The sequence below is a fragment of the Thalassoglobus sp. genome (genome assembly GCF_048270125.1).
Classification (GTDB): Bacteria; Planctomycetota; Planctomycetia; order Planctomycetales; family Planctomycetaceae; genus Thalassoglobus.
This window is the reverse complement of the sequence record NZ_JBLWTN010000008.1, coordinates 164221-184209: the sequence shown is the minus strand read 5'-3', so window position 1 is coordinate 184209 and position 19989 is coordinate 164221. Positions and strand designations below refer to the sequence as shown.

Sequence of the window (19989 nt, the reverse complement as noted above, 5' to 3'; positions counted from 1 at the left end):
GCGCGTGACGTCAGCCACTCGCACTCTGAAATTTGATCGCGTTTTGATCACCCGGTTCTTAGATATGATCTTGGTTAGCTATGAACCGGGAGATCACGCGAAGCGTCTATTCGATTGCTCGCTTGAGCAAATTGTGCGTCATCTTTTGAACCCGCTCATCGGGACCATGTGGCCGACTCCAGTGTGACCAGGGAAGAACGTGACCTGGTGGGGACGAGAGGCCTTGCGCCCAAAAGATTGTTGAGGCATTAAAGACGAAGTTCTCTTTTGGTCCCGGGTAAATTGTCGCCGCCCATTGCTGCGGATTAACGCCGCCCTGAAAGGCGGTCCCCGCCGCGACGACTTCCAATCCCGGGATGTCGGCAGGCTGCCCGTGATATTCCCAGCCAATCAGACCAGGAATTCTGTCACCTTTTTTCACCCCTGTTCCTTCAAACATCCAGTGATCAGGTTTCGTAATGATCCAGTCCCCTCCGCCGTTGACTGGTCTGACATTTCGCACACCCATCAGAAGACCTTCATCGGGACCATGCTCCGGAAACGGACCATTCAGTTCTATTCGCTCGAGTGCATAGTCGTTCTGTGCTCCGTAAGGACCTGCTCGAAAGAAAATACGATTGGGATTGCCTGATGAGGAGTCACGAAACGGCGAAACCCAGCAAACACTGTTTCCAGACAAAAACAGCAAATTCACACCGGAGTCACGCATTTTCGTGACGCTTTCGAACTGCCGGATATCCCAATACTCATCGTGTCCAATACTGATAAAGACTTTGCATTTCTGACCTCGATCTGGTGTCAACATGTCGCTGTTAGAGCAGTATGAAACGTCGTAACCGTGCTTTTCTAACCAGTACGACAATGGAAACTCGAATGGCAAAAACTCGCCCGATCCGAACGTCAACGGGTCAGCGACGACTCCCGTAAATTGAGCTTCTTTTCCGTATGGTCGATCAAAGCTGACATCTGCCCACGGACCTTGTACCCCTTTCGGATGGGTGTAGACTGAGAAATTGTTGGGCCAGCGGTTGTAAGCTTGCCAGGTGTTGTCAGAAACCTGAAATAACACATCCGCTGGTCGGTCATCTTTAACAACGAAGACCACGTAGCTTTGCCAATACGGTTTCAGCTCACTGTCAGGGAGTGTTGTCATCCGCCCCAGGTAGACTCCGCTCAACCAGTCTTCCGGGATCGTCAGCGTGGTCGAGGTTTCCCATTGGCATTCATGAAGTGCCTTTTCTCCCGGCTCAGGGATCGGCTGTGTTATTCCGTCGAGACGATCAATGGTCTTCATCAATCGAGCGCCACGCCCGTCATAGTACCCCATGCGAAAGAATTCGATCTTGTAGGGCGATGGCGGATCGGTCGAGATCATGACATCGATGGATTCCCCAGCTGCAACGCTTTGTTTTGAGCAGTATCCTTCAATTGCAGGTGAACGATACCCCCCGGAATCAGGACGAACTCGCGTTAATTGCCAGTCAAGGCTGCCAGCCTTGGCATTCTCAGCGACGATTTTCGATGGAACTTTCTGAGCATCGCAAATCGAACAAAATGGTAACAGGAAAATCACGAACAGAGAAATTCGCAGGTGCATTTTTTCAGTTCCGTTTTTTTGTTGTGATCGTGGTAACATCTCTTTGCTTTTGTAAGCGATTTCTGCCGCGAGGTTAGACTTGCCCCTCTTTATGGTTCGAGTCCCATCGCTGCGGCGCGTTTCTCCCATTGCTTGCGAGCCAGCTTTTGCATGTCGTCAGCTTTGTCAGCTTCGTCGACAATCTCCATTCCGAGCAACGTTTCAATCACATCCTCCAGCGTGACCAGTCCATCGGTTCCGCCGTACTGATCCAAAACCAGCGCAATGTGCGCTCGCTCGTTCAGGAGAAGATCGAAAAGTTCTGAGAGCGGGGTCGACGCGGCAACTTTTTTGATCTCGCGACCAAGCTCTTTGAGGGTGGTTTGTTTTTTATCATTTGCTTGTGCAAGCAAAATGTCTGACTTTAAAACGAAGCCAGTCACGCTATCGATGTCCGCTTCATAAATCGGAATTCGCGAGACAGCAAGCATCGGGAACTGTTGCACGACTTCGTTCACGGTCAATGCTTGTGGAAACGCACGGATCACCGTTCGCGGCGTCATCACATCTTCCGCGACCAAAACTTGCAGCTTGAACAAGTTCGCCAGAATCCTGGATTCGCTGGCTTCGATTTGCCCCGTCTGGGCACTGATGTGGGCCATCGCTGCAACTTCTTCGCGTGTGATAATTCCTTCACGATCTTTCCCACCAATCAGTTGAGTTAACTTCTCGGAGAGCAGAACCAGCGGGTATAAAATCAAGATCAACCAGCTCACCATGTAGGCAATCGGACCGGCTAGAGGTCGCCAGTAGACGGCTCCAATTGTTTTTGGAATGATTTCGGAGAGAACCAGAATAACGAGCGTCATGACCGCAGAGGCCCAGCCGACTGCATGTCCACCGGCATGTTCGGTTTGCCAGATTTTCGCAGCTTCAGCACCAACACCGGCGGCCCCCACTGTATGTGCGACGGTATTCAAGCTGAGAATCGCAGCAAGCGGACGATCCACATTACCCTTGAGTTTTTCGAGCAACGTCGCGGACGGTTTCCCCTTCTCTTTCAGCGTTGCGATAAAAGAAGGAGTCACACTCAACAGGACTGCTTCAGCTATCGAACAGAAAAAGGAGAATCCAACAGCGACGAGCGCATACAGTATCAACAAAGTGTACATATAGGAAAATTCAACCAATGACGGATGTTATCAATGAAACCTAAATCGTTCACAATTGTGAGAATGGCAACTCCTGATCCATTTCGCAACCGGTCAAATTGACTTCACTCAATCGTTGTTGTTTTAAGCTCGAAAATGTCACCCGTTATGGCCCCATCTTCAGAACGAATCAAAGAAATCCACTCAAGCATTCGCCTCAGCGGTTTCTTCGAATTGGATCTATCAGATCTCGCGAATAAGCAAAGTCGCCGTCGCGGCAAATAAAGAATTACGGCGCTGCTATAGCCATTTTCGAATTGGTGTTCGCGTTCTGCCTCGTGGCGTACAGCAATGATACTGGTGAAACGTGTTCTAGATTCTCCAGTCGAAGCCGATATCGAGGGCAACTGCGGAATGCGTGAGAGCCCCCACGCTGATTCGGTCAACTCCGGTCGCTGCGATGTCGGCGACTGTGTTCAGAGTTACACCTCCGGAAGCTTCAAGTTGGATTGCTGGCTTGTTTTGATTGCGGAAGCGAACGGCTTCCCGAAGTTGTTCGAGAGTCATGTTGTCCAGCAAAACGATATCGGGATCGCCCTGCACTGCGTCTCTGAACTGATCGAGCGAGTCGACTTCAATCTCGACAATCACTTCTGACGCAACCATTTTTCGAGAGGATGCCACAGCGTTTGCAAGAGTGTTGTCACCATCACCGGACCACCATGCGAGATGATTATCTTTAATGAGGACAGCATCGAACAGCCCCATGCGGTGGTTTGTTCCGCCTCCGCAGCGCACAGCGAATTTCTGTAGTTCTCTGATCCCCGGAAGTGTTTTCCGGGTATCCAAGATTTTTGCTTCTGTGCCCGCCACGGCATCGACGAACTTCCGGGTCAATGACGCTGTCCCGCTGAGCATAGTGAGGAAATTCAATGCGGTTCGCTCAGCTGTGAGAATGGAACGCATCGACCCTGAAATTTTTGCGATCACGCTCCCCGGTTCCAACTTCGCCCCGTCATGAAGGAGTGATTCAAATTGAATTTGTGAATCAAAGATTTCAAAAACTTCTTTGGCAACCACGCAGCCACTCAACACTCCCGACTCTCTTGAAACAACGTTGATACTCCCGGTTGCGGTCACGGGAACGAGTGAGTTCGTTGTGATATCTTCCGAATCCGCCAGATCTTCAGCGAAGGCAACTTGGATCAATTTCCGGGCAGAGTCCAGTTCGGTCGGGGAGAGTTCAGGCATTGCTCGCAATAGCGACTTTCACGCTGTTAGAAAATCAATTTCTTCGCAGTGCTTATTCGCCTGCGTGTGATGTGTTGGTGACGACTTGTTTTGCGATGGCTGCCAGATGCTGGAAGTTATCGCAAAATGCACTGTATTTCATTTGCTTTCGAACGTCATCAGTCAACGCCTTTCCTCCGACGACCAGAGTCACCTGATTTTCGAATGCGAGTGTCGAGAGGCGATCGAACTCTTCGAGAAACTGATCGAGATCACGAATTGCTGAAACACTCACCCAGAAGAGTTTCGGCTGAGTGTCGCACAAGGCATGAGCCAGCGAGGAGAAAGGGAGCATGTTCCCGAGCGATGCAGCTCGAAAGCCCAAGTCTCTGAGAACGAGTTCTGCCATCGCCGAAGCAAGTGTATAAGGATCACCATCGATTGTTCCGCCAACAGCAATAGGGGCGTCCACTGGCAGTTCAGGGAGAGATCGACGGAGTTCATGCATCACACGGTGGCATAATTCACAAGAACGCCGTTCTTGATAGACCGCGACATCTCCGCACCCCCACTTCTCGCCGATCTGCTCGAAAGCCTTCGCCAGCACTTCGTCACAAATGAGACTCATCGGATAATTCGCAAGGTACAGATTGAGAGTCACCTCAACACAAACGCTTTCTTCTCCACGAACAAGAGCCTGCAGAAGGCGGGCCTGTTCTTCGTGAAGCTTCCGCTCTCCCCCGCCGGTTGTCGCAGCTGGCAGTCCGAGGATCTCAGGACTACGAATCTCCATCCCAGCTTTTCTCAAGAACGTAAGAACCCCACTCACCGGGATGCGACGATGTCCACCTGCTGTGTAGACCGTCGGAATCTTTCCTTGATCGCACCAGCGTTTCAAAGAGGATTCACTCGCGCCAATTGCCTGAGCGACCTGTCTGGGTGAGACGAGTTCCTTCACGGTTTTTTATTACTCTCGAGTCTGATTGTTCGGTTGGTTACGCGGAAGCGGAGTTGTTCGGAGTTGCACAATGCTCATTACGCTCATTTCGGTAATGCAATATTCTCCACAGAGTTGTTCACAGCTTCGTCGAACTGCTTCTGGTCACTCTTGAGAATCAACCAAAATTGGTCGAAACACTTGAGTCCTTCGATTCTAGTCCTTAGTTCGAAATTGTCACATACACTTCTCGGTCAACTTAAAAGCAGTTTCGCGACGAATCGACCTCCACCGATAATTCTGGCTTCTAAAATACTGAGAAAATCGCTTTTCTTCTCGATCCAAAGAGAGCCCCTCAACGACGATCGCATGAAAAAAACGCTGAAAATTTGTGCCATGCACGATATCATCTATACTCTCAGTCGCAATATATCCAAGCTGAACTCCTTTCAATTGTACGGATGCAGGAAGGTCGGTCTTAAGAGTTGGCAAGCACTTTCAACCAGCAATTTCAAGCAAGATGTCTCCACTTATGAAGTCACTCATTCAACGATTGCTATTACTCACCCTCTTCTTTGGGGTCCTTTTTGCTGGTCCTCTGGAAGCTGCGAGTCGACCAAATATTGTGTTTGCATTTGCAGACGACTGGGGACGTTATGCCAGCGCCTATGCCAAACTCGAACCTGGTGGACCGAGCGATCTGGTGGCAACTCCAAACTTTGACCGAATCGCTAAAGAGGGAGTCCTGTTCAAAAACGCATTTGTGAACGCTCCTTCGTGTACCCCGTGTCGCAGCTCTTTGCTTTCAGGTCAGTACTTCTGGAGAACCGGACGGGGGGCAATTCTGCAAGGTGCCATTTGGGATGAAACAATCCCGACCTATCCGTTGCTGTTAGAGAAAGAAGGGTATCACATCGGACACAGCTACAAAGTCTGGAGTCCGGGAACGGTCGCGAATGCTCCATACGGAGCACGTCGAACGGCCTACAACAAGAGCGGAAACAAATTCAATCGATTCTCTCAGTTTGTCTCTGAGGCAGATAACCCTGAAGCTGCCAAGCAAACGCTCTACGATGAAGTGCGCGGAAACTTCACATCATTCCTGAAGGATCGCGACAAGAATGAGCCGTTTTGCTACTGGTTTGGTCCGACGAACTGTCACCGTAAGTGGACCAAGGGCTCCGGGAAAACCCTCTGGGGGATTGATCCAGACAAACTCGAAGGAAAACTTCCTCCGTACTTGCCGGACGTTCACATTGTCCGCGAGGACTTCGCTGACTACCTGGGTGAGGTTCAGGCGTTTGACAATGGTCTGGGGGTCTTAATCGACGAACTTGAACGTCTGGGGGAGCTGGAAAACACAATCGTGATCGTCTCAGGAGATCATGGTGTCCCGGGAATTCCTCGCGGGAAGTGCAATTTGTACGACTTGGGGACTCATGTCCCACTGGCGATTCGCTGGGGGAAGAATGTCCCAGCCGGACGTGTCGTCGAAGATTTTGTATGCCTCCCGGATCTTGCTCCGACCATTCTTGAAGCAGCAGGAGTCGAACCTCCCGCAGTGATGACGGGTCGTAGCTTATTGAAAGTTTTAAAAACCGGTTCATCGGGTCTCGTTGATGCTTCGCGTGATGCGGTCATCATCGGACGAGAGCGGCATGTTGCCAGCGTTCGGGAAGGCAACCTCCCATACCCTCAGCGAGCGATTCGAACAAAAGACTTCCTCTACATTCACAATTTCAAGCCTGAGCGATATCCGATGGGGGATGGCAACGGCTACGGCAAGCCGGTCGAACCGCTGCCGACGTACGAGGAACTCGCCAACAACACATTCGCAGCCTACGGAGACTTGGACGCCAGTCCCACAAAAGCTTATATCACCCTTGGACTCGGCAAGCCTGAGATGCAGGAATACCTGGACATTGCCTTCGGATTACGGCCAAAAGAAGAGCTTTATGAGATCAAGAAAGATCCACATCAACTGAACAATCTTGCGGAAAATGCCGATTACTCGAAAGTTCGCGAGCAACTGTCAACCCGGCTCTTCAGCGTTCTGAGACAGACAGGTGATCCCCGTGTGACCGGAGACGGAACAACCTACGACACCCCTCCATTTACCGATGCGTTCAAACGTCGAAAGCGATAGAATAGCCGTCCATCATTCAAAGCTCTTTGGGCAGATCGAACTCGTTCAGGTCGTCACCCAGCAGTTCGATGGACGCCCCCGGGATAATTCCAAACGTCTGTTTCTTTCGCCCCTTTGGTCTTGGGATCGAATTGAAGGACGCTAAGATATGCGAGCATCTCGACCTTAAATAAAAAATTAGCCGCCTGAATACAGACTCACAATGAATACGAACGAACTTCGCGAAGCATATCTGTCTTTCTTTGAATCCAAGGACTGTGTTCGGCGACCGAGCGATGTTCTTGTCCCCAAGGATGATCCAACGGTTCTTTTCACACCTGCAGGAATGAACCAGTTCAAGAACCAATTTCTTGGAATCGGTCCGCTGGAATTCACCCGCGCCACGACCAGCCAGAAGTGCCTGCGAACCGGCGACATCAGTAATGTCGGAGTGACCGCCTATCACCATACGTTCTTCGAGATGCTCGGGAATTTCTCATTCGGAGACTATTTCAAACGGGAAGCGATTCATTGGGCCTGGGAATTTCTGACCGACAGCAACTGGCTCGCGCTCGATCCGACTCGGTTGAGTGTGACGGTCTACCTCGACGACGACGAAGCCTTCAACATCTGGGAAAAAGAGATCGGTCTGCCGAAGGATCGAATTCAACGGCTCGATGAAGATGAGAACTTCTGGCCGGCAGAAGCTCCATCGAAAGGTCCAGACGGTGTCTGCGGACCGTGCAGCGAGATCTACTATCACCCCCCCAGTGGCGGCAAAGAGGTCGAAATCTGGAACCTTGTTTTCACCCAGTTCAACCGCGTTGGCGATCCTCCAGACAACTTGCGACCACTTCCGAAACAGAACATTGATACCGGAATGGGACTTGAGCGGACTGCTGCAGTCTTGCAGGGTGTCGAAAGCAACTACGAAATCGACATTCTCAAACCGCTCTGCCTCGCAGCGGGTGAAGTCATCGGCACGAAGTACGATTTCACTGCCAAAGAAGGTCGGGCGATTCGAAGGATCTCCGACCACGTTCGCGCTTGCACATTTGCCATTCATGAAGGAGCAACTCCGGGAAGCAAAGCGGAAGCCTACATCATTCGCCTGTTGCTTCGGCGTGCGTTTCTGGAAGGGTATCTCCTTGGTCATAAAGAACCGTTCCTGCACGAAATCGTTCCGACTGTCGTCGACTTAATGTCTGTTCCATACCCGGAACTCAAACAGACCGTCGAAAACGTTCAGGATACGATTCGTGAAGAAGAGGAACACTTCCTCGGGACCATCGATCGGGGACTGCACAAGTACGAAAAACTCGTTAATAAAGCCAACAATTCCGGAGCGAAAGAGCTTCCCGGAAAAGAGGTCTTCGACCTTCATCAGACAGACGGGTTCATTCTCGATCTCACCTCGGCGCTGGCTGCCGATCAAGGATTGACGATTGACATGGACGGCTTCAAGATTGCCGAAGAAAACCATCGTCGCCGAAGCGGTGGAGATGTTTCCTGGGGCGTCATGGCTGCCGGTCCACTCGATGGAATTCAACAGGAACATGGAGAAACCAAGTTCCTGGCCTACGAAGGAATCAGTTCCGACGCCATTGTTGTCGGGATGATCGTGGACGGTAAACCTGCCGAGAGCATTTCTCAACCGGGCACGCTCGTCGATGTGCTTCTGAACCAGACTCCGTTCTATGGTGAATCCGGTGGTCAGGTTGGAGATCAGGGAGTTCTAAAGAGCAGTAAAGGGGAGATCGAAATTCTCGACACCCAGAAACATGCCGGACTTATTGTTCATCGCGGTCGGTTGAGTTCTGGAGAAGTTCATTTGAACTCCTCGGTCCATGCAGAAGTCGAATCTCACCGTCGCCACGGAATTCAGCGGGCACACTCAGCAACGCACCTGCTGCACCATGCACTACATACCGTCTTGGGCGAGCACGCAATGCAACGTGGCTCCAAGGTTGAGAACGACCACTTGAGGTTCGACTTCTCTCACGGTGGTGCCGTGACATCGGATGAGCTGCGTCAGGTCGAAGACATTGTTAACTCCCGAATCTCTGAAGGTTCGACTGTTTCGACAACATTCATGGACATCAAAGAAGCACGCGCTCAAGGTGCGATGGCTCTGTTTGGTGAGAAATACCCAGACCGGGTCCGCATGGTCTCGATCGGCGAGTACAGCAAAGAATTGTGCGGGGGAACACACCTGACGAACACCGGGCAGGTCGGCGTCTTTCGCATTGAGTCAGAAGAAAACGTCGCTGCTGGGGTGAGACGTATCGTTGCTTCGACCGGCAAGAAAGCACTCGAACGGATTCGCGACCAGGAAGAGCTTCTCAAAGAAGTCGCTCAACAACTAAAGGCTCCGCAGTTTGAAGACCTGCCACGAAAAATCTCACTGCTCCAGGATGAATTAAAAACCTTGAAGCAACAACTTTCGCAATTCACAAAAGCATCAGTGAAAGATGCGGTAAGCCACCTTCTCGAAAGTGCAGAACAAGTCGGTGACGCCAAAATTGTTTGCCATCACCTGAAAGATGTTGATCGAGAAACACTCCGTGAGTATGCCGATCAGTTGCGACAAAAAGGAAAAAGTATCGCAGTCCTTCTGGGAGCCGAAATTGACGGGAAAGTTGCTTTACTCGCTGCCGTGAGTAAGGACCTTGTGAAACAAGGCGTCAAAGCTGGCGACTGTGTCCGAGAAGCTGCCAAGATCGTCGGTGGCGGAGGAGGAGGACGCCCAGACCTGGCAGAAGCAGGCGGAAAAGATGCTTCAAAGATTGACTCAGCCTTGGTGAAAGGTGCTGAAATTTACAAAAATCTTCTCGCCAAATAGGTTCCACCGAATCTGTATCGAGACATTTCAACAGCCAGTCGACACACTTGGTTGGCGATTCTTCTGGAGTCGACGACCTGTTAAATCAGACTGAACGAACCAAGAAGTTGCTTCGACAAAACTCAGCGTGTCACTCAAAAACGCAAGAACCTCAACAAGAAGTTCTTGCGTTTTTGGTCATTCAGTGGGCATACTGATCAGTGACATTGATGATCGTTCTTCGCCCTGCTGCCTCGCCTGTGTGATGAATGTTCATCAAATCAAACCTGAATTGCGGGCAATACTATGGACATTTCATCCTCGAATTTATTCCACATTTACAAAACCGGCCGACTCACAGTCATTGGGTTTGAAGGAAAGCATCTCGAAAATCCGCTATATGCGGACTCCGTTCGAGACCAGCTTCTCGGAATGATCCGCCATCATGATTGTGAAGTTCTGGTTGTCGATTTGATGGATGTGGGGCTCATTTCCAGCTGGATTCTGGGAGTGCTCACCGCGATCAAACAGAGCGGGACTGATATTGAGTTGTATCATCCATCAAAAGAAATCCAGCATGTCCTCGACGTCACTCAACTCTCTACTTATCTTCACGTACGTGGTTCGGAGTAGAGTCTCCTCAACGCTTGTCCTGCTCGTGAAGTTCACTTCCATGACTTCATAGACTGCTCGCCACGAGGCAAAACCCGAACACCAATTCGAAACATGCCGAAAACGTAACGTGAAGACCAGTCAAACATGAATCTGGACAACGAGACTCTCAAAATTCTCGAACATGCAGTTGCGACCTGGAAGTCTGGTTTTGACTCACTTCCGGAAGTGGAGAGTTCATCAAACCACAAGGATCTTGATCCAATTCTGCAGCGAGTCGCATCGAAACTCCACAACAATTATCCGTATCAGCACCCCATGTATCTGGGGCAAATGATGAAGCCTCCTCATCCGATTGCTCACTTGGCCTACACACTGGCGATGAGCACCAATCCGAATAACCATGCACTCGATGGGGGACGTGCCAGTTCGGAAATGGAAAAGGATGCCGTTCAGCAAATCGCAGAGATGATCGGATGGAAAAACGGACTCGGTCATCTATGCGGCGGTGGGACTGTCGCAAACCTGGAAGCGTTGTGGGTTTCACGAGAGCTGACTGAAAGCCGGCTCATCGCGGTCTCCGACCAAGCTCACTATACACACTCACGTTGTGCATCACTTCTGGGAATCGACTGTCAGGTTATTGAAAGTGACACCCGGGGGCGCATGAGAACTGCAGCCCTTCAAGAAGTGCTCGACAAACATTCCGTTGGAACAGTTGTCGTCACCTTGGGGACAACCGGCCTCGGAGCCATTGACCCGCTCGAAGAAATTCTTGCATTACAGGAACAGTACCAGTTTCGAATTCATATCGACTCCGCTTACGGCGGGTACTTCAAACTGGCGGGAAATCTTTCTGAGTACGCAACGCGTCAGTACGAGCTCATGCACCGAGCTGACTCCATCGTCATTGATCCACACAAACATGGACTTCAGCCATACGGGTGTGGGTGCGTCCTCTTTAAAGATCCCTCTGTCGCGCGAGTGTACAAGCACGATTCTCCATACACATACTTTACGAGCGACCAGCTTCACCTTGGGGAGATTTCGCTCGAATGTTCTCGTGCAGGTGCTGCTGCTGTTGCACTTTGGGCCACGCTGCAACGTTTTCCGTTAGAACCACATGGTGAATTTCCAACAGGCCTGGAGTCTGGTCGAAGTGCAGCGATTGAGCTCTACGAATGGCTCAGCCAGTCTCAGTTCTACTCACCCGTTGTCGCACCAGAACTCGATATCGTTGTCTGGAGCGTTCGTACAGAAAGTGCCTCCGAGTCATCTGCGAAAGCGAGAGAAATTTTCGATGCCGCGGCAGAAGCCGATTTGCATTTTGCTCTTGTCACACTGCCGAGAAAGCTCGTTGAAGAAAAAAGTGACATCCAGAACTGGGATCAATCCGAACTGACTTGCTTGCGTGCTTGTGTCATGAAACCGGAACACCAAGACTGGATGCCGCGAATATTAGAGCTGTTCGGCAAGATTTCCCGCACCGTTCTTGGATGACCACGAAGATCGCTTTCACAATCCTATAGCCTGCTCACCACAAAACCGAACGGGAAGACCGACACTCAAGATGCTCTCGCATCCGAAACTATTCACTTTCGGCCGGAGTAGTTTTAGCGGGGGCAGTCTCAGCTGGAGTTGGCTTGGCAGGCGCAGCCTTGGGAGGAGCGCTCTCAGCAGCAGGGGCTTCTTCAACGGGTTTGGTTGTGTCTTCTTTTGGTTCCGGCTTTTTCTCTCCGGCTGGTTCAGATTCTTTCTTCGGTTTTTCAGGAGCGTTGCCTTCTGCTGCGGGGGCTTCGCTTCCTCGATTCTGGCGAGCAGCCCGCATGGCAGCGAATTCTTCAGCATCTGCAAAACCATCGCCGTTCGTATCGATACGATCAAAGATTTGCTGCATCCGTTCGGGAGCTTCTTCCTTGCTAAGCTTTCCATCTCCATCGGTATCAAGCTGCATTGGATCAAAGTTTCGTCCGCCACCCTCGCGACCGGTTGCTTCATCGCCATCGCCTTCCGCCGGTGCGGCTCCTGCCGGGGCCCCTTCGATCGAAGGATCGCTTCCTGCTTCCTCTTCACCAGTGGCTGCGACTTTCTCTTCAACTTCAGGTGGGGCGTCAGTCACTAAAGTGAGAACGATATTATCCTCGTCGTACGGAAGGTGAATAGCTCCAAAATCTTTGAGGAGTCCTTTCCAGCGGTATGTGACTTTTTGACCTTCCACAGTCTTCGTTGGAAAACCAAAGACGAGCGTATCTGCCTCTTCAACCGTGAGTGGTCTCGGGTCTGCCCCGTCATCTTCATTGATTCGCTTTTGGAGCCTGGGCAGCGTCATCGAGTATCCAAAGCGTGCGATTCCCTCGGTGCAGACGAAGAAGGCCATCACCGCAATCAATCCCCAGACGAAGATTCGTTCCGCAGGATTTCGTTTCGGTTTCGCTGGTGTTGTCGCTACGCTGGGAGAATTGGATTCATCAGACATGACATCGTGCCTTAAAGAACAGGTTATGAAGTTGACTCAATGGATCAAAGAGCGATGATACGTGTACGGCGAATGAAATGTAATCAAAGAAGATGAGAAAACCAATGAAGTCCGTTTTTCACATGATTCTCGTACTGATTGTGTCGAGTTCCAGCGCTGCCAACGCTCAGGATTTTCCCTCGAGAGAGCAGGCGGAAGCGGCACTCCAAAAGGCGGTCCGTTTCTACCGTAAGAACGTCGGAGTTCAGGGAGGTTCGGTTTATCGTGTCAGTTCCGATTTAAAAAAACGAGAAGGCGAAACACGCGTCGGTCCTCTCGAAGCGTGGATTGAACCACCAGCGACAGGAGCGGTAGGGATGGCATATGTCCACGCCTGGAAGTTGACCAACTTGCCTGTCTTCAAAGAGGCCATGCTGGAAACGGCGGACGGACTGATTCGTGGTCAACTTGAGTCCGGGGGATGGGGAGAAAACATCGAATTCGATCCAGACTTGCGACCTCGGTACGCCTATCGTGTCGATCCTCGAACAGACTCGAAGAACCGAAAATATCACTCCACTTTCGATGACAATAAATCGCAGTCATCTCTTCAGTGCTTAATGCTCACCGATCAGGCTTTAGACTTTAAGAATCAACAAATTCACGAAGCAGCGATGTATGCCTTGAACGCCTTTGTTGATGCGCAGTACCCCAATGGAGCATGGCCACAGCGATTTCCTGCCGATGCGCCAAACGTTGAAAACGCCCAACTCAAAGCAAGCTTTCCCGACTCATGGAGCCGGACATACCAAAAGGTTTCTTATTCGAAATTCTACACGCTCAACGACAACACCATTTCCGACCTGATTCGACTGATGCTGATCGCCCACGAAATTTATCAGGACGATCAATGGCTAGATGCAGCCAAACGGGGTGGTGAATTTTTACTTCTCGCCCAACTTCCCGAACCGCAACCGGGGTGGGCTCAGCAATATAATGAACGTATGCAACCGAAATGGGCACGAAAGTTTGAGCCCCCCGCCATCAGTGGGCTGGAGTCGCAAGGTGCGATGGAAGTCCTGCTGCTGTTGTACGATAAAACTGGAGAAGAACGATTTCTGAAACCGATCCCCCGGGCTCTCGAGTATTATCGTTCCATTCAATTTAAAGATGGTCAACTGGCCCGTTTTTACGAAATGGGAACCGACAAACCATTGTACTTCACTCGCGATTACAAACTTGTCTACACCGATGATGACCTGCCGACTCATTACGGCTTCAAAGTCGGCTCCAAACTGGACAGGCTGGAGAGTCAATACAAATCTTTGCGCAGCAAAGGCCCCTCCAAAAGATCCCTGATTCGCTCAGTGAGAGCGCCGAAGATGAGTGAGAGCCTGGCAAAGCGGACAGCAGAAGTGATCCGCTCACTCGATCAACGCGGAGCTTGGGTTCAAGATGGAAGCATGAAGAACTTCGATGGCGTCAGTAAAGTCATCGACACTCGCACCTACACGCGGAACATCTTAACGCTCGCGGACTTCATCGCAGCAGCAAAAAAATGACGTTTTGAAAAGAGTTCAACGAACGTTGAGCTGATGCCGAGAAAAGTTCTTTCGCCTCGGTTCTCAAAACCCTTTCGGCGTGTTGACTCGTCCAGGATTGGAACTTTTTTCCGAAGCCTTCCCGGCCTCTTGCGGGCCAATCGTTGAAATGGTTGCCCCGATGGGGGTTCCTGTTGAAGACCAGACAGCAGACTGGCTGCTGCCAGCGATCTGCAAATCCTGCGGAGCCAATTTGTCGACATCTCCGATTTTCTTGTCAAAAATAATCGCCCGTGGTCCGTATAGCGGGTTCACAACATGATGAGGTCCCCAGAAACTTTTCCAGGCAACTGGAAAAGAGCCAGGCAAGTGTTCATCGGGAACCAAGATTGGATTTTGAATTTGCGGAGCAAACGCACAGGAAGCTTCCCACCACTGGAGGCTTGCCCGGAGCGTCTTCAACGAATCACTCCTCAGAACGGAAGACTCGCTGGAATCGGTAATCGATGGCGCGAACACGGAATCAGAGACAGAAACCACAATCGGCTGTTGCGAGCCTGTTGTCGCGAAGGCTGCTTTGGCATGGCTGAATGTCGATTGTTCGACATCAATGAAACCAACCGAAGCCTCCCCCTTCATCGTAATTGCGTCAGCTCCTGAAACCAGAACCGAATCCACGAAACGGAGTGACTGATTGGTGGCGTCGAGCGAAACGAGTGGTCCCGAACTGCTGAGCAGCGAAGATTCAATCGAAATCAAATTGTGCTTTGCGGTCGAATTGGCCTCGAATCTTATCAGAGTTCTCGGGTTTGGTTTTTTGAATAGTTGAAAGATCTGGGACCGAACAATCTGCACGTTGCCTCCCTGACGAACTTCCAGAAAGAGTGGAGAAGGTGAGTCTGTGTTTGTGGCTCGCAATTCAATACGAGCGTCTTCGAGTTGTAGCTCCCCACCCTCAACCAGAAACATCGGTGTCGCTTGAGCAGCTGATTTCGGTGAAATCGTGAGAGCGATTCCGGGAGTTTGTTCGAATCGGATTCTCAGGCTGCGGTTTGTCAACGTTACAGGAGGAAATGTCCGCACACCCGCTCCAAAACATACGACGGTTGTTCCATCGGGACATTCAGGGCTAGCAAGAAACTTGGGGAGCCGATCTGCGTGATTCATATCGAATCGGACTGTCTTCCCCTTAAAGGTCATTAGCTTGTGCTGAGCAATTTGACGACTAATTTTCTCCAGTGCTTGTTGACGTTCGACAGCGACCGGTTCGATGGTTGCCACAGATTCGAAGTCGACACCCAACTGAGATCGTTCACCCGTTCCAGGTTCGAGGAATTTCTTCAATCGCTCGCTGACATCGGCAGCGGTGACCAGAACTGAATTTTTGAACAAGTCACTCATTTGCTCAATTTCAATGACATCGCTGCTGGGGAGAGCAGTCTTCCAAAATGTCTTCCATTTGTTGGCATTCAATACAGATTCGACTGAGACTTTCTCCACGACAACTTCTGTGAGCACTGGCTGATTAAAAAACAGAACGTGTTGAGTCTTCAGAGAAACCTGTTTCGCCGATTCTTTCGCAGGGATATTCACGAGTTGAATCGCGGCGCTCGGAGCCTCTTGCCCGATTGAAATGGATCGCTGCCAGTCAAGGCGACAGTTCCCGGCTGGTTGACCTTGGTCCTGACTGACAAACTGAATTCCGGCGGTCCCACCACAAAATGTACTATTTGAAATTTGAAGATGCTGGTCGACCTTCCCGGTTCCGATCCCAACGCGAACGAGGGGATCGCTCTTTGAAATGAGCAACGAATTGTGGCAGTACAGTTCGCAAGAGACATGCTTGATATCCACAGCGGAGAAATGGTCTCCACGAATCAGGCAATTTTCGATCAGAATTTGGTTCCCATTTGAAGATTGCCCCTGAATCGCAGCGAGAGTCGTGGAGACATCAGAGAGAGAAGTAAATGTGCAATCGCGGAGTACTAAATCAGTCCCATCGAGCTGAAGAAATTCCAACAGATGTTCACTCGAATTTGAAATCATGAAGTTCAGCCCGACGAGTTCCAGAGTCCCTCCTTCAACTCGCAACCATGGCTTCGGGAGTTCCGTTTTCTCCTGCAAGCCAGCCTGATAGATCAGAACAGAGCCTTCTCCGCCACCACGGATCGTGAGCCGTTCTTTTAACGAAAGACTGACCGGCTGAAGGTCATCGTATAGTTCTTGAGGAAGCTCAATATCGCAAGGGCGATCACCGACGGACTGAAGTGCTTGACTCAGATTCAAAAATGTCGAACGCCCTTTCTGTCCTTTTTGGACACGGAACGCTTCGGCATTGGTGTCCTTAGGTCGTTCTCGATCGGCAATCACCCAACGTGGAGGAAGACCTTGCTGAGCATTGCGATCTTCTGTTGATTGCGAGTTCTCAGATTGATTTTGAAGATTGCGATCTTTCTCCGACTTTGAGGGATTCCCCGCTTCGTGCAGTGCGAGATCCTGCGAGTTTTTCGAGGCGTGGTTCTCGGAGGTTTCGTCATACGGATTCACCAGCGGGATGCCGGAATCTCCGCCAAACTTTGAATAGCCCCAGAAGAACAACGCGATCACACCCGCGACCCCAACAAGAATCCCCCCCGCCTTTTTCCAGTCCAGCGAAATTGAAATTGGCGCAGACTTCTTCGAAGGGCGGGACTCATTGTCGAGAGACTTCGAGGTCAATGCAGCTTTTTTCTTCTTCGCGGGGTTCGCTTTCGAGGAATCTTTTATTGTTTGTGGTTTGTTTTGTTCTTTGGGTCGCTGTGAATTCTTTTTCTTAGCAGACTTTTTTCTGTCCGATTTGGAAGCCTTCGTTTTCTCGTCGGCCGACTTCCGTTTGCGTGAAGTTTGGGGAATTGGCTCCGGTTCGTGAAGTTCCTCTGCACTGCGAACACGCCTGAGCGGTTGACGGTGAATTGGGGCTTCCTGTGTGACGGGCTCGTCAGGCTCCTCATCACTTTGAGATTTTTTCGGCGGCAGTTTTTTCTGCTGGTCTACCGACTTGTCATCAGATTGTTCCGTGTTCTCCCTGGCTTGTTCAGGAACATTGAAACTCGTGGATGGAGCGGGAGCGTAATCACTTTTCTTGAGAAGTTTTGATTGAGTCTCTTCCTGGATAACAAAGTCGAGGGAATCATCGTCTTCGCTGGACGAAATCATCTCATCGTCGTCCTCCTCAGCCAAAAGTGTCGCGAGGAGCTGGTTCGAGTCGGCTTCCAGATTGGGAGTATTGTTGAGATCGTCCAGGAGTTCTTCCGGTGTCTGGTAGCGATCCTGTTTCTTCTTGGACATCATGCGGTGAATGACAGCAACCAGCGCTTCACTCACGCTGTCGTTGAAGTCTCGCGGATCGGGAATCGGCTTCTCCGAATGTGCCCGTAATTTATTGGTGAGATCCCCTTCCGGATAAGGAGGGGAGCCCGTCAGCATGTGAAACCAGGTACAGCCGAGTGAATAGATATCGCTGCGAATATCGGCATGCTTACTGTTTGCAGCTTGTTCCGGTGACATATAGTCGACGGTGCCAACGGTTGTTCCCGCCCGGGTGATGGTGGTGTCCAGTGTCTCATCGATGGAACGGGCCAGACCCATATCAGCCAGTTTGACGGTCCCGTCTTTGGCGATCATGATATTCGCTGGTTTGATATCTCGGTGAACCAGTTTCTTTTCATGTGCATGTTGAAGAGCAGCAGCAACCTGCTTAATGATGTTGATCGATCGTTTTACGGGGATACGTTCCCGTTTTTTCATCCATTGATGAAGATCAATCCCGTCCACGAACTCCAGTGCGATATAAAGATAGCCATCAGCTTGATCGGCATCGAAAACACTGACGATATTATCGTGAGTGAGCATCGCAGAGGCCCGCGCTTCAGATTGAAAGCGGCGGATGAGAATCGGATTTTCGGCCCGTTCTTTGGGAAGGACTTTCAGCGCCACCGTGCGGCCAAGAAGCGTGTCCTCAGCGAGATAGACAGTCCCCATCCCGCCAGCACCGATTCGACGGACGATCCGGTACTTGCCAAGCTTTTTCAGATCAGCTTGAACATGTCCAGAGGGCTTGAAAGTCAGCGATTGCGAGTCTGAAGTCATGAGGCAACAGCAAGCGGCCGAGCAAAGTGAAGGGGAACCAACGCGACGTCTTATCCCAATTCTACATCAAAAGATCGCAGTTGTCGCCAAGTTCTCATCCAGAAGTTTCGATTCTGACGCATTCCGCTCTGGGTTGATCGTTTTTGAACGCAAATCAGGCCACCAGAACCGAAAGCGACCTTGCCGATTGACGTTTTTACGGGTTCGGAGACTCGGTCCCCCTGTGCCGGGAACATCAATCAAATGGCCCTGTTCTCACCAATTATAGCGGGGCATCTCAGTGATCGTGATTACCGAGATGCAAGTCAGAGCGGTCTGATCCGTTGCTCCTGAGCACCTTTCCATCACAAGGAACAGACAAACCTCGGAGTAGATCTTCAGATCCGGGTTCAAGAAAGCGATTGTAGATGTCAGAGATCGTGTTCGGTACGATGAAATCGAATTCTCAACAAAAATCAGGAAGCCAAGCATATGCCAGGATATCTCAGCCGTATCGCGATTTGCATGATCCTTGTTGCCCTTCCCGCTCAGTCTCGGGCCGACGACGAACTGATTGCTGTTTTTGCTATCGATGCCGATGGCAAAAATCTCCGCAAGATCACAGAACTGGAAGGGTTTCCGAAAGGGGGATCTCCGGACGTCTCACCTGATGGAACACGCATTGCTTTTGACGGCTGGCAGGCTGGAGAGAACTCTGGCGGCGCACAGATTTTCATTATGGATCTTAAGACCACAGATATCCAAAGCGTGGGATATGGGGCGATGCCAACCTGGTCCGCTGACGGCAAGTACTTAGCCTACTGCAGTTATCGTCCCAGAGGAGTTTGTATTCAATCTGCCGAGCGCGTGGCAGCGACGATCATTGACGAACGCGGCTGGGGGATTCAATGGTCGCCCGATGGGAAGAAAGTCGCCTACACTCTCGCTGGTAAGTTCATCATTTATGACTTGCTCGAGAATTCAAAGAAGACGATTCAGCCAAGAGAAAACAACCCGTACCGTTCAATCTCCTGGAACTCAGATTGGTCGCCTGACTCGAAGAAACTTTGTTTCAGCGGGACGCTCGCAGATGGCACGCGCGAAATTGCAATACTCGATCTATCAGATGAGAAGCCTGAATTGTCAGTTTGCTATACCTATGCAGGGGGCTTTGGGAACGAATTCGCCTGGCATCCCAGTGGAGATCGAATCACCACCGTAAAATGGGCACGGGGAAAAGGGGCTGAGATTCACAACTTCAAACCTGAAGCAAATGTTGAAACGACTCGAATGGAAGGCCAACCTGAAGATCGTCACAACGTTGGTGTAGACTGGTCCGCAGATGGCAAAACACTCTATTTCATGAGTCGTCCCAAAATCAAAAAGTAAATCTGACTAAGACCAACATTGGAGAGTGCAATAGCGCACTCTCCA

Annotated in this window: 12 protein-coding genes; 6 read left to right on the top strand and 6 right to left on the bottom strand. The window is 50.7% G+C overall.

The annotated features are described in order from the left end of the window. Nucleotides 1-106: 106 nt before the first annotated feature. From ACN0YR_RS12155 to ACN0YR_RS12140, 4 genes are all read right to left on the bottom strand, one after another. Nucleotides 107-1636 (bottom strand): N,N-dimethylformamidase beta subunit family domain-containing protein, encoded by a 1530-nt coding sequence (locus ACN0YR_RS12155; protein WP_417849496.1) that lies wholly within the window; start codon nt 1634-1636, stop codon nt 107-109. Nucleotides 1637-1686: 50 nt separating this feature from the next. Beyond that, nucleotides 1687-2766 carry a CNNM domain-containing protein gene (locus ACN0YR_RS12150; RefSeq protein WP_417849495.1) on the bottom strand — a complete coding sequence of 360 codons (1080 nt, stop codon included), beginning with the start codon at nt 2764-2766 and terminating at the stop codon, nt 1687-1689. A gap of 333 nt (nt 2767-3099) precedes the next feature. Further along, nucleotides 3100-3978, bottom strand: coding sequence for a carboxylating nicotinate-nucleotide diphosphorylase (nadC, locus tag ACN0YR_RS12145; RefSeq protein ID WP_417849494.1), 879 nt, complete (start codon nt 3976-3978; stop codon nt 3100-3102). A 52-nt stretch (nt 3979-4030) separates the two neighbouring features. Then, a complete protein-coding gene (locus ACN0YR_RS12140; RefSeq protein ID WP_417849493.1) occupies nt 4031-4915 on the bottom strand; it encodes a B12-binding domain-containing protein in 885 nt (294 codons plus the stop codon). 511 nt (nt 4916-5426) lie between these two features. Here ACN0YR_RS12140 and ACN0YR_RS12135 point away from each other — a divergent pair. From ACN0YR_RS12135 to ACN0YR_RS12120, 4 genes are all read left to right on the top strand, one after another. Beyond that, on the top strand, nt 5427-7040 hold the full coding sequence (locus ACN0YR_RS12135; RefSeq protein WP_417849492.1) for a sulfatase: 1614 nt from the start codon (nt 5427-5429) through the stop codon (nt 7038-7040). Nucleotides 7041-7242: 202 nt separating this feature from the next. Beyond that, on the top strand, nt 7243-9861 hold the full coding sequence (gene alaS / locus ACN0YR_RS12130) for an alanine--tRNA ligase (protein WP_417849491.1): 2619 nt from the start codon (nt 7243-7245) through the stop codon (nt 9859-9861). 285 nt (nt 9862-10146) lie between these two features. Next, the gene (locus tag ACN0YR_RS12125; protein ID WP_417849490.1) at nt 10147-10473 is read left to right on the top strand and encodes an STAS domain-containing protein; all 327 of its coding nucleotides are present in this window, start codon (nt 10147-10149) and stop codon (nt 10471-10473) included. A gap of 126 nt (nt 10474-10599) precedes the next feature. Further along, nucleotides 10600-11952, top strand: a complete 1353-nt coding sequence (locus ACN0YR_RS12120; protein ID WP_417849489.1) for a pyridoxal phosphate-dependent decarboxylase family protein — start codon at nt 10600-10602, stop codon at nt 11950-11952. An 88-nt stretch (nt 11953-12040) separates the two neighbouring features. On the opposite strand, the gene ACN0YR_RS12115 is transcribed toward ACN0YR_RS12120, so the two are convergent. Then, on the bottom strand, nt 12041-12928 hold the full coding sequence (locus ACN0YR_RS12115; protein WP_417849488.1) for a hypothetical protein: 888 nt from the start codon (nt 12926-12928) through the stop codon (nt 12041-12043). A 104-nt stretch (nt 12929-13032) separates the two neighbouring features. Here ACN0YR_RS12115 and ACN0YR_RS12110 point away from each other — a divergent pair, with 104 nt between their 5' ends. Next, nucleotides 13033-14469 (top strand): pectate lyase, encoded by a 1437-nt coding sequence (locus tag ACN0YR_RS12110; protein ID WP_417849487.1) that lies wholly within the window; start codon nt 13033-13035, stop codon nt 14467-14469. A gap of 63 nt (nt 14470-14532) precedes the next feature. Here ACN0YR_RS12110 and ACN0YR_RS12105 read toward each other — a convergent pair whose 3' ends face one another. After that, complete coding sequence (locus tag ACN0YR_RS12105) at nt 14533-18576, bottom strand: protein kinase domain-containing protein (RefSeq protein ID WP_417849486.1); 4044 nt, start codon at nt 18574-18576, stop codon at nt 14533-14535. A gap of 471 nt (nt 18577-19047) precedes the next feature. Between ACN0YR_RS12105 and ACN0YR_RS12100 the strand changes: the two genes are divergently transcribed. Continuing rightward, nucleotides 19048-19944, top strand: a complete 897-nt coding sequence (locus ACN0YR_RS12100) for a hypothetical protein (RefSeq protein WP_417849485.1) — start codon at nt 19048-19050, stop codon at nt 19942-19944. Nucleotides 19945-19989: the final 45 nt, after the last annotated feature.